The following is a 13,919-nucleotide window of genomic DNA, read 5'->3' as shown; positions in this document are numbered from 1 at the left end:
ACACGTGCTCGCACGCGGTCGCGGCGCGCGCGAAGTGGTACGTTCGGGCGATGAGCGAACCCACCCCGGGCAAACCCGGCCCGAAGTACGCGTCGTACGACGGTTTCCTGAAGACCGCGATCGAGACCTACTGGGCTCAGCGGAAGAACCAGGTGCACTTCGTCGCGCTGCTGCTCGCGTCGCGCGAGGCGTGGGAGGTCGCGTGGGGCGGCGTGACCGCGCCGGGCACGGGACGAAAGGTGCTCACCGGGGCGGCGGGTGCGACCGCGGTGGTGGTCGCGCTGCGTCTGCTCGTCGGTGGTCCGATCGGGCTGGTGCTCACCGGGGTGTCGATCGCGTCGCTCGGCGCGGTGTACGCGCGCAACCACCGGCGCATCTGGGCGCAGCAGGAGCGCTATCGGAAGCTGCTCGGCGAGTACCGCGTGAAGTACGAGCAGATCCGCGGGAACTGGATCGAGGGGCGCATCGAGGAGCACCAGCGCGATCTGATGATCGACGGGCTCATGAACCGCCTGCTCGACGACATCGACGAAGAGCCGGCCGGCCTCGAGGGCGACAAGAAGAGCTCGCGCGAAGAGCGCGACGAGCGCTGACGATGCGCATCGGCATCCTCACGTCGGGCGGCGACGCGCCCGGGATGAACATGGCGGTGCGCGCCGCGACGTTGATCGCGGCGCAGCGCGGCATCGAGGTCGTGGGGATCGAGCGCGGCTACGAAGGGCTGCTCGATCGCAGCTGGCGCGCGCTCACGCGCAAGGCCGAGGGTGGGCTCGCGCCGACGCACGAGGTCGACGTGTCGGGGCACCTCGGCGGCAGCATCCTCGGTTCGGCGCGCTGCAAGGCGTTCTACGGAGCCGAGGGTCGCGCGCGTGCGGCGGAGGCGCTGCGCGAGCTCGATGGGCTCGTGGTGATCGGCGGCAACGGATCGCTCACCGGCGCGCACGCGCTCGCGACCGAGCACGGCGCGAAGGTGATCGGGATCCCGGCGTCGATCGACAACGACATCGGGTGCACTGCGAGCGCGATCGGCGTGGACTCCGCGCTCAACACGATCGTCGACGCGTGCGATCGCATCAGCGACACGGCGCGCGCGCATCGTCGCGCGTTCGTCGTCGAGGTGATGGGCCGGCAGTCGGGCTACCTGTGCATGGCGAGCGCGATCGCGGCGGGCGCGGACGCGGCGCTCTTCCGCGAGGACGGACGCGACGAGGACGCGATCGTCGCGTCGGTCGCCGATCTGATCCGGCGATCGTTCGAGGGGAACCGCGGCAAGCAGCGCGTGCTGGTGATCAAGGCCGAGGGCGTCGAGGTGCCGTGCACGCGCCTGGTGCGCCGGCTGACCGAGACGCTCGAGCCGGAGCTCGGCGAGGTCTCGATCCGCGCGACGGTGCTGGGCCACCTCGTGCGCGGCGGGAACCCGACCTTCCTCGATCGCATGATCGCGAGCCGCTTCGCGCTCGGCGCGATCGACGCGCTGGCGAGCGGCGCGACCGACGAGATGGTGGCGTGGCAGTCGCCGCTGCCGGGCGGGATCGCGACGCCGGATCGCAGCGTGACGCGCTGGCCGCTCGCAGCGGTGCTCGAAGAGACGGAGAAGCTGCTCGACGGGCGCAGCCCGGTGACGCAGCAGCGCGTCGCGATGATGCAGCGGGTGTCCGGCGTGCTGTCGATCTGACGCGCCGCGCGCATGTCGATCGGCATGCGCAGCGAACGCGAGAAGATGCTCGCCGGAGAGCTCTACCGGCCGACCGATCCCGAGCTCGTCACGATGCGGCGAAGAGCGCGCAAGATGGCGCGCGCCCTCTACGACATCTCGCCCGACGATCCGACGAAGCGCGACGAGCTCCTGCGCGCCCTCCTCGGGACCGTCGGCGTCACGCCCGAGATCGAGCCGCCCTTCCACTGCGACTACGGCGTCCACATCCACGCCGGAGCGCGCCTCTACGTGAACGCGAACTGCGTGTTCCTCGACTGCGCGCGCATCGACATCGGCGACGACGTGATGATCGGACCGGGCGTCCACCTCTACACGGCGACGCACCCGCTGGATGCGGCGACGCGCATCTCGGGCGTCGAGTACGCGAAGCCGGTTCGCATCGGTCATCGCGTGTGGATCGGCGGTGCCGCAGTGATCGCGCCCGGCGTGACGATCGGGGACGAGGCGGTGATCGCCGCGGGGAGCGTGGTGATCCGAGACGTGCCCGCAGGCGCGAAGGTGGGCGGCAATCCCGCGCGACCGCTGGGTGGAGGCTCACCGATCGCGTAGGCACGACGCCGAGCGAACCCGGCGCACGGGCCGTATGATCGTGAGATCGAATGCGGCGCGCGCTCTCGACCCTCGTCGTCCTCTTCGCGATCTCTCTCGCGCCGGCCGGCCTGGCCCAGGAACGTCCGGCGACTCCGCTCGCCGACGCGGTGCGCGCCCTCGATCGCGGTGAGTACGGCTCCGCGGAGACCGCGCTGCGCGCGATCTCGGGCGCCGAGGCGCAAGTCGTGCTCGCGCGGCTCTTGCTCGAGACCGGTCGTCACGACGAGGCCCAGCGCGTCGCGGACGGCGCGGCGCGCACGGCCGGCGTGCGCATCACGGCGCGCACCCTCGCGGGCGAGGCGCACATGGCGCGCGGCCGCCTCGACGAAGCGCAGCGCGCGCTCGAGGACGTCGCGAGCGAGCCCACCGCGCATCGCGCCCGCGTGATGCTCGGACGGCTGCTCTTGCGGCGCGGGCGCGAGAGCGAAGCGCGCACGGTGCTGATGCGCCTGGTGCGCGCGTACAACGACGGAACGATCACCTCGCGCGACGGCGAAGGGCTCGCGTACGTCGGCATGGCCGCGGCGATGCTCGGCAGCGCGCACGACGCGAACGACGCGTTCCGCGAGGCCGCGCGCGCTGCGCGCGATCGCGTCGAGACCCAGCTCGAGTGGGCGACGCTCTTCCTCTCGAAATTCGATCTCGGCCACGCCGACGAGTGCGTGAGCGACGCGCTGCGCGTGAGCCCGAACCACCCGCGCGCGCACCTGCTCCGCGCGCGCATCGTGCTCGAGCAGTCGTTCGACTTCGCGGGCGCCGAGCGCGAGCTGAGCGCGGCGCTCGCCGTCGATCCGAACCTCGTCGCGGCTCACGTGACCCGCGCCGGCATGGCGCTGCGCGACGTCGACATCGCGCGCGCCGACGCGCACCTCGACGCTGCGCTCGCGATCGATCCGAGCGATCTCGAGGCGCTCTCGGTGCGCGCCGCGGTGCGTTTCGTCGAGAGCGACCAGCGCGCGTTCGACGCCGCGGTGCGCGCGGTCCTCGATCACAACCCGCGCTACGCCGAGCTCTACAGCATCGTCGGCGATCACGCGGACTGGGAGCATCGTTATCCCGACGTGGTCGAGCTCGCGCGGCGCGCGCTGCGCATCGATCCCGAGGACGCGCGCGCCCACGCCACGCTCGGGCTCAACCTGCTGCGCATGGGCGAGGAAGAAGACGGCCTCGCCGCGCTGCGCGAGGCGTGGCGTCGTGATCGCTTCGATGCGCGCGTCTTCAACACGCTGAACCTCTGGGACGACGTCATCACGCCGCACTACGAGCGCTTCGACGCGCGGCCGTTCGTGCTGCGCATGCACCGCGAGGAGCGCCCGCTGATCGAAAGCGCGGTGACGACCACGCTGCGCGGCGCCTGGGACGACATGCGCCGCCGCTATCGGTTCACGCCGCGACAGCCGGTGCACATCGAGATGTTCGCCAGCACGCAGCACTTCAGCGTGCGCACCTCGGGCCTGCCCAACGCGGGCGTGCAGGGCGTGTGCTTCGGCCAGGTCGTGACCGCGCTGAGCCCGCGCGGCGGTGCGTTCGACTGGGGTCAGATCACCACCCACGAGCTCGCGCACGTCTTCCACATCCAGCTCTCGCGCAACCGGGTGCCGCGCTGGTTCACCGAGGGGCTCGCGGAGCACGAGACAGTGATGGCGCGCCCCGAGTGGCGTCGCGAAGAAGATCATCGCCTCTGGCTCGCGCTCGATCGCCTGCCGCCGGTGCGCGATCTGAACTCCGCGTTCACCCACGCGCGCAGCGCCGAGGACGTGATGACCGCGTACTACGCGAGCTCGCGGCTCGTCGGATACATGGTCGGTCGCTTCGGGTTCGATCGCGTGGTCGCGATGCTGCGCGGCTGGGGCGAGGGACGCACCAGCGCCGACGTGGTGCAGCGCGCGCTCGGCGTGTCGATCGACGATCTCGATCGCGACTGGCGCGTGCACGAGCGCACTCGGCTGGCGGCACGTGCGCGCGACTTCGCCGTCGATTTCGGGCGATATCTCGACGTCGAGGCGCTCCGCGCGCGCGCTCGCAGCGCACCGCGCGATGCGATCACCCACGCCGAGCTCGCCGCCGGGCTCGTCGTCCACGGCGACGCGGCGGGCGCCACGCAGTCGGCGATCGAGGCGATCCGCATCGACCCGCACCAGCCGATCGCGCGGTTCGTGCTCGCGCGCGCCTCGCTCGCGCGACGCGACGCGACCGAGGTCGACACCCACGTCGCCGATCTCATCGCGAGCGGGCACGACGGCTACGAGGTGCGCCTGCTCGCCGCGCAAGCGGCGCTCGCTCGCCGTGACACCACCGCCGCGCGCACCGCGCTCGAGGCCGCCGCGGCGATCGATCCCGAGCGCCTCGATGCGTGGCACGGCCTCGCGCAGATCGCGGAGTCGAGCAGCGACGCGACGCTCCGGAGGCGCGCGCTCGAGCGCATCGTCGCGCTCGATCAGCACGATCGCGGCGCGCTCGCCGCGCTCATGCAGACCCTCCACGAGGCGGGCGCGTGGGACGTGCTGCTCGCGGTCGCGCCGCGCGTCGTGTTCGTCGACCCCGAGAACGGCCGCGGTCGATGGCTCCACGGCGAAGCGCTGCTCCACGCGGGGCGGGCGCGCGAGGCGCTCGCCGAGCTCGATCTCGCGCTCGCCGCGCAGGTCGAGACGCCCGGGCCGGTGCACCTCGCGAGGGGCCGTGCGCTCGTCGCGCTGCGCCGTTCCCGCGACGCGCGCGAGGCGCTCGCCGCGGCGATCGCCGCCGATCCCGCGCTCGCCGCGCAAGCCGCAGCCGTGCTCCCCCCGTGAACGCTCCCTCGGTTACGGCTAGAACGGCGGTGCGGATGAAGCGCGCGCGCCTGACGATCCCGACTCGGATCTTCCTCGCCTTCGCGAGCGTGCTGGTCGCGTTCGGGATCGTCTCGGGCACGAGCCTGGTGCAGCACCAGCGCACGTCCGAGAACCTGCGCCTCTTGCACGAGGCCTACGTCCCGCTCGTCATGCGCATCGCCGAGGCGCAGGCGAACGGCGCGGTCGTCAACAACATGCTCGAGTACGTGCTCGACGAGCGCGAGTCGCGACGCACGCGCAGCTGGATCAGCGCGGCGCGTCAGGTCGGGCCGCGCCGTCTCTCGCAAGCGCTCACCGCGGTCGAGCGCGTCGAGCGCCTCGAAGGGCCGGAGCCCGATCGCGCGACGCTCGCATCGGTGCGCGAGACGCTCGCGCAGATCCAGCAGGCCTACGAGCGCACGGACTCGCTCTACGGCGAATTCTTCGCGGCGCTCGATCGCGACGATCGCGCGCGCGCCGTCGAGCTGCATGCCGAGATCGTGCGTCGCGAGGCGCAGATCGCGCGGCAGCTGCTCGTCACGCGCAACCGCGTCGAGTCGCGCTTCGAGGAGACGAGCCGCAGCGCCGCGGAGCAGGAGCGTCGCTCGGTGATCGAGATCGCCGTGCTCGCGCTGCTCGCGCTGCTCGCGGGGCTCGGCGTCACGTGGTGGTCGCAGCGCCTGCTCGCGCCGCTGCCGAAGCTGCAGTCGCGCGTCGTGGCGGTCGCGCGCGGTGATCTCTCGACGCGCCTCGAGACCGGTCGAGACGACGAGATCGGCCGTCTCGCCCAGGAATTCGAGCGCATGGTCGATGCGATCGCGGCGCGCGATCGCGAGGTGCGCGAGCTGCAGCGCATCCAGGAGCGCATCGTCGCGAGCCTGCGATCCGCGGTCGTCGTGGTGGACGCGGAAGGCCGCGTGCGCGCCGCGAACCAGTCCGCCGATCCCGTGCTCGGGATCGGTCGCAGCGCCATCGATCGCCCGCTCGACGACACGGGCCTCGTCGAGCGCCTCGCGGGCCTCGACGATGCGATCGATCGTGTCGCGATCGGAGGCGAGCCGGTCGCGCTCCAGAGCGCGACGCTCACCGGTGATCCACCGCGTCACGTCGACGTGCGGGTGAGCCCGTTCGGCACCGACGCGATCGCGGGGCGCATCCCGGTGCTGGTCGTCGCGGACGACGTCACCGAGGAGCTCGCGACGAAGGCGCGCCTCATCCAGACCGAGCGCCTCGCCGCGATGGGCAAGATGGCCGCGCACGTCACGCACGAGGTGCGCAATCCGCTCTCGAGCATCGGCCTCAACGTCGAGGTGCTCGCGGACGAGCTCTCGGGCGCCGGCCCCGAGGTCGCCGCACCGCTGCGCGCGATCCAGCGCGAGATCGATCGGCTCACCGGGATCACCGAGGAGTACCTGCGCCTCGCGCGCCTGCCCGCGCCGCTGCTCACGCCCGAGGATCTCGGCGCCGTCGCGACCGAGGTCGCGCGCTTCGTCGAGCGCGAGCTCGCCGCCGCGCAGTGCCGCATCGAGATGCGCGTCGAGCCCGATCTCCCGCTCGTCGCCGCTGACGAGGCGCAGATCCGCCAGGCGCTGCTCAACCTGATCCGCAACGCGCGCGAAGCGATGCCCCAGGGCGGTCCGGTCACGCTGAGCGTGCGTCGCAGCGACGATCGCGCGACCCACGAGCGCGGCGTCGAGATCGCGATCGCCGATCGCGGCGAGGGCATCCCGCCCGAGCGGCGCGGCCGCGTGTTCGATCTCTTCTTCTCGACGAAGGAGCGCGGCACCGGGCTCGGTCTCTCGCTCACGCAGCAGATCGTCGTCGCGCACCGCGGGCACATCCGGTGCGAGGACGGAGCAGAGGGCGGCACCACGTTCGTCATGTGGTTCCCCGAGCACCACGCGCCGACGACCGAGCGATCCGCGCAGCCCGCGGTGATCGACGATCGCGCGTGACGCGGGAGGTCCATTCGTGCTACCTCGGTCCGCCGTTTCGCCCGGAGCCCCCCGAAGATGACGAGCCGCACCGACGGACGCAGCGCCGACGCGCTCCGGCCCGTGACCATCGAGACCGGCGTGCAGCGCAACCCCGAGGGCTCGGTGCTCTACGCGTGCGGCGGTACGCGCGTGCTGATCGCGGCGTCGGTCGACGAGGGTGTCGCGGGCTGGCTGCGCGGCAGCGGCAAGGGCTGGGTCACCGCGGAGTACGCGATGCATCCGCGCGCGAACCCGCAGCGCCAGGATCGCGATGGGCGCAAGGGTCGCATCGACGGGCGCACCCAGGAGATCCAGCGCCTGATCGGTCGCTCGCTGCGCGCTGCGGTGAACCTCGAGAAGCTCGGCGAGCGCACCATCACCGTCGACTGCGACGTGCTCGATGCCGACGGCGGCACCCGCACCGCATCGATCACCGGTGGATTCGTCGCGCTCGCGCTCGCGCTCGATCGCCTGCGCGCCAAGGGCCTGATCGGCGCGGGCGTGCTGCGCGGCCCGCTCGCCGCGATCAGCGCGGGGATCGTGGGATCGACCTCGCTGCTCGATCTCGCGTACGTCGAGGACAGCAAGGCCGACGTAGACCTCAACGTCGTCGCGCTGGGCGACGGCGGCATCGTCGAGGTGCAGGGCACCGCCGAGGGCGAGCCGGTTCCGCGTGATCGCTGGACCGCGCTGGTCGACCTCGCGATGTCGTCGATGCCCTCGCTCTTCGCGACGCAGAGCGAAGCGCTCGCGCGCGCCGGGACCTCGCTCGACAAGCTCGTGCGATGACCACGAAGCTCCTCATCGCGACGAAGAACCACGGCAAGCTCGAGGAGCTCCGCCGCATCTTCGGCGATCTCGGCCTCGAGCTCGTGTCCGCCGACGAGCTCGATCTCCCCGACGTCGACGAGACCGGCGACACGTTCGAGGCGAACGCGATCCTCAAGGCGAAGGCCCAGGCCGAGGCGTCGGGCCTGATGACGATCGCCGACGACAGCGGGCTCGAGGTCGACGCGCTCGATGGCGCGCCCGGCGTGATCTCCGCGCGCTACGCGGGCGGCGGTGGCTCCGAGGCGAACGTGCGCAAGCTGCTCGCAGCCCTCGCGGACGTGCCCGACGAGCGCCGCACCGCGCGATTCCGCTGTGTGCTCGCCCTCGCCGATCCGCGCGGGGCGCTCGGTGAGCGCGTCGAGCTCATCGAAGGTCGCTGCGAGGGTCGCATCACGCGTGAGCCGAGAGGCACGGGTGGCTTCGGCTACGACCCGGTCTTCCTGCCCGAGGGCGAGGACGGCACGATGGGCGAGATCTCGGCGGCGGCGAAGGACGCGATCAGCCATCGTGGACGCGCGTGTGCGGCGATGCGCGAGCGCCTCGCGGCCTACCTCGGAGCACGTCGATGAACGTTGGAATCGCCGTTCGTTGCACGCGACAAGATCCATGGGAGCGGCTATCCTCCGCGACCATTCCGGGGTGTCGCACAGCCTGGTAGTGCACGAGCTTTGGGTGCTCGTCGTCGGGGGTTCGAATCCCTCCACCCCGAGTCCTCCGGAATGGTGCCGCGCGGCGCCGAACCGGAATCGAGAACTCGCGACCCGGTAGACCACGCGGTAGAGAGAGACCAGAGCGCCCATAGCTCAGCTGGATAGAGCAGCGGCCTTCTAAGCCGACGGTCGGAGGTTCGAGCCCTCCTGGGCGCGCTCCTAGTCCTCCTGGGATTTCGCACCCGGCTCTGCCCGGCGGCGGTCAGAAGACGAGCCTGCCGACGAGGTAGGTGACGCCCATCGTCGAGACGCCGACGACCAGCGTCCGCGCGAGCGTGCGCCGCAGGTTCATGCGCCCGGTGCGCGCCGACGACCGACGTCAGGGTGAGCGACACGAGCGCGGCGAGGAGGATCGCCCAGGCCTCGATCGCGACCGGCACCGTGAGCGTGATGACGAGCGGGATCGCCGCGCCGAGTCCGTACGCGACCGCCGACCCGACCCCTGCACGCAAGACGTCGGCGCGGGACTTGACCTCGAGGATGCCGTGTTCGCTCTCCAGTTGGGCGTCGAGCGCGTCGCGCGCCATCAGCTGGCCGGCGACCTCCTGCGCGAGCTCGGGACCGAGGCCCTTGCGCTGGTAGTAGGCGACGAGCTCGGCGAGCTCGACGTCAGGCTGGCGGGCGAGCTCGGCCGCCTCTTCCTCGGCGGCGCTGAGATGCGCCTCGCGCTCCGCGGCCGCCTCGGCCCACTCGGAGCCACCGGCGCTGAGCATCCCCGCGATGGTCGCCGAGGTGGCTGCGGTGACCAGCGTCGCGCCGCTGGCCCCCGCTCCGGCGAACCCCTCGAGGATGCCGGCGGTGGCCACGATGCCGTCGTTGGCGACCACGCTCCAGGCCCTGAGCGCGTCGCGGTCGGTCACCGCCGCGCGCACCCGAGCGATCCAGCCGGGGCGTCCGGTCGTCGACTCGAGCGTCGGGGGGGCTGCCGCGTCGCTCACGCCGGCCAGATAGGCGCCTTTCCGAGCCGGGACGACCTCACCGGGCTCGGCTTCTCGGCGCACTCACTCAGGGCTCGAGACCGAGCGCCGTGCAGAGCGCGAAGAACGCGGCGCGCGGCGTCTGGAACCGCTCCTCGGGCGAGATGGCGAGCGCTTGCTGCACCCAGGCGTCGACGTCGCGCGGGAGATCGGGACGCAGCGCGTGCAGGCTCGGCCGCGGCGCGCTCGTCGCGGCGCGCACGACGGCCATGAGCCCCTCGCCGGAGAACGGTGGCTCGCCCGCGAGCGTGCGGTACATGAGCGCGCCGAGCGCGTAGACGTCGACGCTCGGCGCGGGCGTGCGCTCGAGCCACGTCTCGGGCGCGATGTAGCTCGGCGAGCCCGCGACGAAGCCATCGAGCGTGAGCCGCTTGAGGCGCTGGAACTTCGCGAACCCGAAGTCCATCAGCCGCACGCGGATGTGTCCGTCCCGCTCGTCGAGGAACACGTTCGCCGGCTTCAGATCGCGATGCACGATGTGCGCGGCGTGCGCGCGCTCGAGCGTCGTCACCAGCGGCTCGAAGAGCCAGACGAGATCGCTCGCCGGGAACGAGCGCCCCTGCTCCTCGATGCGGTGGAGCGAGTCCTCGAGGTCGCAGCCCTCGAGCAGCTCGGTGACCAGGCAGAGCCGCCCATCGGTGGTGAAGCCCTGGTCGAGCACCTGCACCGCGGCGGTCCCGCGCGTGACCATCAGCGCTTCGGCCTCGCGGAGGAGCCGCTCGCGCGCGACGGGATCTCGCTCGCTCTCCTCGTGCAGCACCTTCACGGCGACCTCGTCGCCCTCGAAGAGATCGGTCGCGCGATAGACGGCGCCCTGCCCGCCCGCGCCGATCAGCGCGCTCAGGCGATAGCGACGCTTCACGAGATCTCCGATGCGGCGCTCGAGGACGGGCGTGGGAGGCACCTTCGAGAGCACGCGCGAGACTCGCTCCAATCCGTCGCCCGAGAAGGACGGCGACGGCACCAACCTTCGACGCGGAGGGAGAGCGCGCAAGGGACGCGCGGTGAGGGGCGTAGAGGCGGAATTTCGAAGGAGAGCAGGAGTGTCCACCCCTCGTCGCTCGGCCGCGATGCCGAAGAGCCAGCCGGACCATCGGCCGTCACGGAGGCCGCGCCTTCACCCGTTGGCCGCATCGATCCACACGCCCGATCGACCGCGATGCCCGAAGGGCGAGCCCGTCCCCATTCGGCCGCGATGCCCGAAGGGCGAGCCGGTCCGCGTGCTCGCGCGAGAACGCGAAGCGGACTCGCGCGAGAACGCGTCCCCCCTCCAACACACCGAGCGGCGCCCACCTTCGCGCGTGGCCGAGGCCTTACCAGCCGGGGCGCGGGGAGGGGTCCGCGCGCAGTTCCGCAGCGCCATCCAGCCTCCGCGAGCGCCCCGAATGCGAGTCAGCGCGAAGCGCCGAAGGCGCCCCGCGCCGACGAGAGCCCCGGCCATCGATCACCGAGACAGAAGCAGGTCGGATCGCGAGGATTGTCCGAGCACGGACCCCCTCCCCGCGCCCCCCACCGAAGCCTCTCCCCGCGCGGAGATCCTCAGTCAGGCAGCCGGTCGATCCGCCAGCCGACGAACGTGCGCCACCAGCGCCTCGGGCGCGATCGGCTTCGTCGCGTGCGCGTCGAACCCCGCCGTGATCGCCCGACCCGCGTCGTGCGCGCCGCTGCCCGACACCGCGATCGCTGGCAACGAGCGCTTGTCGTCCTTGCGCGCGCGCACCGCGCGCACGACGTCGAACCCGTCCACGCGTGGCATCGACAGATCGCAGACGAGCACGTCGATCGACTGTGTATCGAGGAAGCGCAGCCCGGCCTCGGCGCTCGGCGCTGCGAGCACCCGCGCGCCCGCGCGCTCCAGGACGATCTCGGCGATCTCGAGGCTGTCCAGGTGATCGTCGATCACCAGGACGGTCAGACCGTCGAGCTCCCGTCGTTCCACGCTGGATGGACGTAAACGCCACGTTTCGTTCCACAACGCCCCAGCCGTGCATTCTTTCGTGGTCCGTCACGCCGCGACCCTTGTGACGCAGTGCGGCGGGGTCGATGGTGCGCCCGCACGGGAGGGGCCTCGAGGATGAACGGGACTGGGGAGGGACCGGCGCGGCTCGCGCTGGTGGACGACGACGCACGCGTGTTGCGCGCGATGCTCGCGCTGCTCGGGGGGCTGGGCTTCGAGATCCGCAGCTTCACGTCGCCCGAGGCCGCGCTGCAGTTCGTGTGCGACGAGGGCGTCGACGCGGTGATCACGGACCTGCTCATGCCCGGGATCGACGGCGTCGAGCTGTGCCGTCGCGTGCGCTCGATCGCGGGCGACGACGCGCCGCCGTTCCTGCTCCACACCGGCGATCTGAGCTCGCTCGCGAGCGCCGATCGCGCGCTCTTCGCGAGCATCCTGCAGAAGCCCTGCAGCGCGGATCAAATCCTCGCCGCGCTGCTCGAGATCTCGCGCAGCCGTCAGAACAGCGTGCAGTACTCGTCGGCGAGCAGCTCGGTGATCGACGCGGCCATGTCGAGCGTGCCGCTCCGCACCGCGCGCAGGTCGTAGGCGCGACCGCGCGTCTGCATCGGCAGCGACGGCATCGATCCGAAGGGCGCGTGGAACCCGCGGCCCACGTCGGGGCTCGAGCCCGCGCCGCACGGCTCGCCCACGCCCGGCACCGCGAACGCGCCGACGCGCAGCTCGCGCGAGACGAGCTCGCTCGCGACCTCGGCGTACGTGTGCTCCACCGCGACGCTCTCGCTCAGCACCTGCGGTCGCTCCGCGAACGTGTCGTCGGTGACGTGCACGATCACCCGCGTCGCGCCGGCGCGCCACGGGCACGTCGTGGCGGCGAGGTGGAGCGCGTCGAGCGAGTTCTCCGCGCAGTCGGTGTTCTGCAGATCGCTCGAGGGCGAGCGGTTCGTCCCGCAGAAGTCGCGCCAGCGCATGAGCTCGCTCTGCAGGCTCGCGATCGACGTGAACGCGCCGCACCCGTTCACCGCGACCGCGTCGTCGACGAACACCACGAGGCCGAACTGCGTGTTGCTCGTCAGCGCGTGCGCCGCGTTCCAGATCGACTCGACGCCGGTGCGCAGGCGCTCGGCCTCCTCGCGCATCGAGGTGCTCACGTCGATCACGAACACGACGTCGAGCAGCGCGTTGCACGTGATGCGCGCATCGGCGCGCGGGCCCGCGTCGCGCGGCAGGCCCGCGTCCGCGCCGCCGGGTCCGTCCTCGCAGTGCGCGCCGCACGTCGCCTCGGCGCAGTCGAGCAGCCCGTCCTGATCGTCGTCGATGCCGTTCGTGCACTCGACGAACGTCGCCTCGCGACCGGGTGTCCCGCGTGTCGTGCACGCGGCGAGGATCGACGCGAGGAGCGTGATGACGAGGGCGCTGCGGTTCGACATCGTGCCCGCGATGCTACGCCGCGTCCGCGGGCGCTGGGCGAGGGCCGCCCCGGGGCGCATGATCGATCGCACATGTGCGGGCGCTACACGGTCGCGATCCAGGCCCAGGAAGCCGAGGAAGAGCTGCGCGCGGTGCTCACCGTCGACGCGATCGAGCCGCGCTTCAACCTGGCGCCGACCGAGGACGCGCCGATCGCGATCGAGCGCGAGGAGCGGCGCATCGGGCTCGCGCGGTTCGGGCTCGTCCCTGCGGAGAGCGAGAGCCCCAAGGCGGCGGGCGCGCGCTGGATCAACCTGCGCGCCGAGGGTGTGGCGACGCAGCGCGCGTTCGCGGAGAGCGCATCGCGCCGTCGTTGCCTCGTGCTCGCCGATGGGTTCTACGAATGGAGGCGCGAGGGCACGAAGAAGCAACCCTACTACTTCCATCCGGTGGGCGGCGGACTGATCACGTTCGCCGGCATCTGGGACATCTGGCAGGGCGAGGTCGGTGAGGAGACGAAGCGCATCCCGAGCTTCGCGATCCTCACCACCAAGCCGACCGCGCCGGTCGCGGCGATCCACGATCGCATGCCGATGATCGTCCCGCCCGCGATGCGCGATCGCTGGCTCTCGCCCGACGAGCAGGACGCGCGCGAGGTGATCCGCGCGATCCAGCATGCGGAGCCGGTCGCGCTCGAGGCCTTCAAGGTGAGCACGAAGGTCGGAAGCGTCGCCAACGACGACCCCTCGCTCATCGTGCCGCTCGACGACGAGCGGCTGCGCTGACGGGCCGACGAGCGCCAGCTCGATCCTCGATGGGTCCACCCATGCCCGGTCGAGCGCCAGCTCGATCCTCGATGGGTCCACCCATGCCCGGTCGAGCGCCAGCTCGATCCTCGATGGGTCCACCCATGCCCGGTCGAGCGCCAGCTCGATCCTCG

Annotated in this window: 12 protein-coding genes, 2 tRNA genes and 1 pseudogene; 11 read left to right on the top strand and 4 right to left on the bottom strand. The window is 72.0% G+C overall.

Translation table 11 applies throughout. From position 1 onward, the window contains the following. The first annotated feature begins 50 nt into the window (after positions 1 to 50). From I5071_RS07410 to I5071_RS07370, 9 genes are all read left to right on the top strand, one after another. Positions 51 to 593: a hypothetical protein gene (locus I5071_RS07410; protein ID WP_236604698.1), complete on the top strand. Its 543-nt coding sequence runs from the start codon at positions 51 to 53 to the stop codon at positions 591 to 593. A gap of 2 nt (positions 594 to 595) precedes the next feature. Next, positions 596 to 1,675 carry a 6-phosphofructokinase gene (locus I5071_RS07405; RefSeq protein WP_236604697.1) on the top strand — a complete coding sequence of 360 codons (1,080 nt, stop codon included), beginning with the start codon at positions 596 to 598 and terminating at the stop codon, positions 1,673 to 1,675. A 24-nt stretch (positions 1,676 to 1,699) separates the two neighbouring features. Next, on the top strand, positions 1,700 to 2,266 hold the full coding sequence (locus I5071_RS07400; protein ID WP_236604696.1) for a sugar O-acetyltransferase: 567 nt from the start codon (positions 1,700 to 1,702) through the stop codon (positions 2,264 to 2,266). A gap of 50 nt (positions 2,267 to 2,316) precedes the next feature. Beyond that, positions 2,317 to 5,097 carry a tetratricopeptide repeat protein gene (locus tag I5071_RS07395; RefSeq protein WP_236604695.1) on the top strand — a complete coding sequence of 927 codons (2,781 nt, stop codon included), beginning with the start codon at positions 2,317 to 2,319 and terminating at the stop codon, positions 5,095 to 5,097. A gap of 35 nt (positions 5,098 to 5,132) precedes the next feature. Continuing rightward, complete coding sequence (locus I5071_RS07390) at positions 5,133 to 7,073, top strand: sensor histidine kinase (RefSeq protein WP_236604694.1); 1,941 nt, start codon at positions 5,133 to 5,135, stop codon at positions 7,071 to 7,073. A gap of 57 nt (positions 7,074 to 7,130) precedes the next feature. Beyond that, on the top strand, positions 7,131 to 7,883 hold the full coding sequence (gene rph, locus I5071_RS07385) for a ribonuclease PH (RefSeq protein WP_236604693.1): 753 nt from the start codon (positions 7,131 to 7,133) through the stop codon (positions 7,881 to 7,883). Beyond that, the gene (gene rdgB, locus I5071_RS07380; protein WP_236604692.1) at positions 7,880 to 8,494 is read left to right on the top strand and encodes an RdgB/HAM1 family non-canonical purine NTP pyrophosphatase; all 615 of its coding nucleotides are present in this window, start codon (positions 7,880 to 7,882) and stop codon (positions 8,492 to 8,494) included. The genes rph and rdgB overlap by 4 nt, the downstream gene beginning before the upstream one ends. A 66-nt stretch (positions 8,495 to 8,560) precedes the next feature. Continuing rightward, positions 8,561 to 8,634 (top strand) — tRNA-Pro (locus I5071_RS07375). Between the two features lie 83 nt (positions 8,635 to 8,717). Further along, positions 8,718 to 8,791: transfer RNA gene (locus I5071_RS07370), tRNA-Arg, on the top strand. A 197-nt stretch (positions 8,792 to 8,988) separates the two neighbouring features. On the opposite strand, the pseudogene I5071_RS46960 reads toward I5071_RS07370, so the two are convergent. The 3 genes and pseudogenes from I5071_RS46960 to I5071_RS07360 form a co-directional block, all read right to left on the bottom strand. Continuing rightward, positions 8,989 to 9,441: pseudogene (locus I5071_RS46960) on the bottom strand (VIT1/CCC1 transporter family protein); the annotation flags it as partial. 199 nt (positions 9,442 to 9,640) lie between these two features. After that, positions 9,641 to 10,528, bottom strand: coding sequence for a serine/threonine-protein kinase (locus tag I5071_RS07365; protein ID WP_236604691.1), 888 nt, complete (start codon positions 10,526 to 10,528; stop codon positions 9,641 to 9,643). 627 nt (positions 10,529 to 11,155) lie between these two features. Continuing rightward, the gene (locus tag I5071_RS07360; RefSeq protein ID WP_236604690.1) at positions 11,156 to 11,551 is read right to left on the bottom strand and encodes a response regulator; all 396 of its coding nucleotides are present in this window, start codon (positions 11,549 to 11,551) and stop codon (positions 11,156 to 11,158) included. 135 nt (positions 11,552 to 11,686) lie between these two features. Here I5071_RS07360 and I5071_RS07355 point away from each other — a divergent pair, with 135 nt between their 5' ends. Further along, positions 11,687 to 12,157 (top strand): response regulator, encoded by a 471-nt coding sequence (locus I5071_RS07355; protein WP_236604689.1) that lies wholly within the window; start codon positions 11,687 to 11,689, stop codon positions 12,155 to 12,157. Here the strand turns inward: I5071_RS07355 and I5071_RS07350 are convergent. Further along, a complete protein-coding gene (locus I5071_RS07350; protein ID WP_236604688.1) occupies positions 12,067 to 12,999 on the bottom strand; it encodes a VWA domain-containing protein in 933 nt (310 codons plus the stop codon). The two genes, I5071_RS07355 and I5071_RS07350, sit on opposite strands and share 91 nt — an antisense overlap. Positions 13,000 to 13,071: 72 nt before the next feature. Here I5071_RS07350 and I5071_RS07345 point away from each other — a divergent pair, with 72 nt between their 5' ends. Continuing rightward, positions 13,072 to 13,764, top strand: coding sequence for an SOS response-associated peptidase (locus I5071_RS07345; RefSeq protein ID WP_236604687.1), 693 nt, complete (start codon positions 13,072 to 13,074; stop codon positions 13,762 to 13,764). The last annotated feature ends 155 nt before the right edge of the window (positions 13,765 to 13,919 follow it).

The organism is Sandaracinus amylolyticus, assembly GCF_021631985.1.
GTDB lineage: Bacteria > Myxococcota_A > Polyangia > Polyangiales > Sandaracinaceae > Sandaracinus > Sandaracinus amylolyticus_A.
This window is presented reverse-complemented; position numbering and strand designations above follow the sequence as displayed.

Excerpts from the sequence above, each read along its gene's own strand:
- I5071_RS07410 (WP_236604698.1), top strand. The coding sequence starts at position 51 with ATGAGCGAACCCACCCCGGGCAAACCCGGCCCGAAGTACGCGTCGTAC.
- rdgB (WP_236604692.1), top strand. The coding sequence starts at position 7,880 with ATGACCACGAAGCTCCTCATCGCGACGAAGAACCACGGCAAGCTCGAG.
- I5071_RS07355 (WP_236604689.1), top strand. The coding sequence starts at position 11,687 with ATGAACGGGACTGGGGAGGGACCGGCGCGGCTCGCGCTGGTGGACGAC.
- I5071_RS07400 (WP_236604696.1), top strand. The coding sequence starts at position 1,700 with ATGCGCAGCGAACGCGAGAAGATGCTCGCCGGAGAGCTCTACCGGCCG.
- I5071_RS07405 (WP_236604697.1), top strand. The coding sequence starts at position 596 with ATGCGCATCGGCATCCTCACGTCGGGCGGCGACGCGCCCGGGATGAAC.
- I5071_RS07390 (WP_236604694.1), top strand. The coding sequence starts at position 5,133 with ATGAAGCGCGCGCGCCTGACGATCCCGACTCGGATCTTCCTCGCCTTC.
- rph (WP_236604693.1), top strand. The coding sequence starts at position 7,131 with ATGACGAGCCGCACCGACGGACGCAGCGCCGACGCGCTCCGGCCCGTG.
- I5071_RS07350 (WP_236604688.1), bottom strand. The coding sequence starts at position 12,999 with ATGTCGAACCGCAGCGCCCTCGTCATCACGCTCCTCGCGTCGATCCTC.
- I5071_RS07395 (WP_236604695.1), top strand. The coding sequence starts at position 2,317 with ATGCGGCGCGCGCTCTCGACCCTCGTCGTCCTCTTCGCGATCTCTCTC.
- I5071_RS07345 (WP_236604687.1), top strand. The coding sequence starts at position 13,072 with ATGTGCGGGCGCTACACGGTCGCGATCCAGGCCCAGGAAGCCGAGGAA.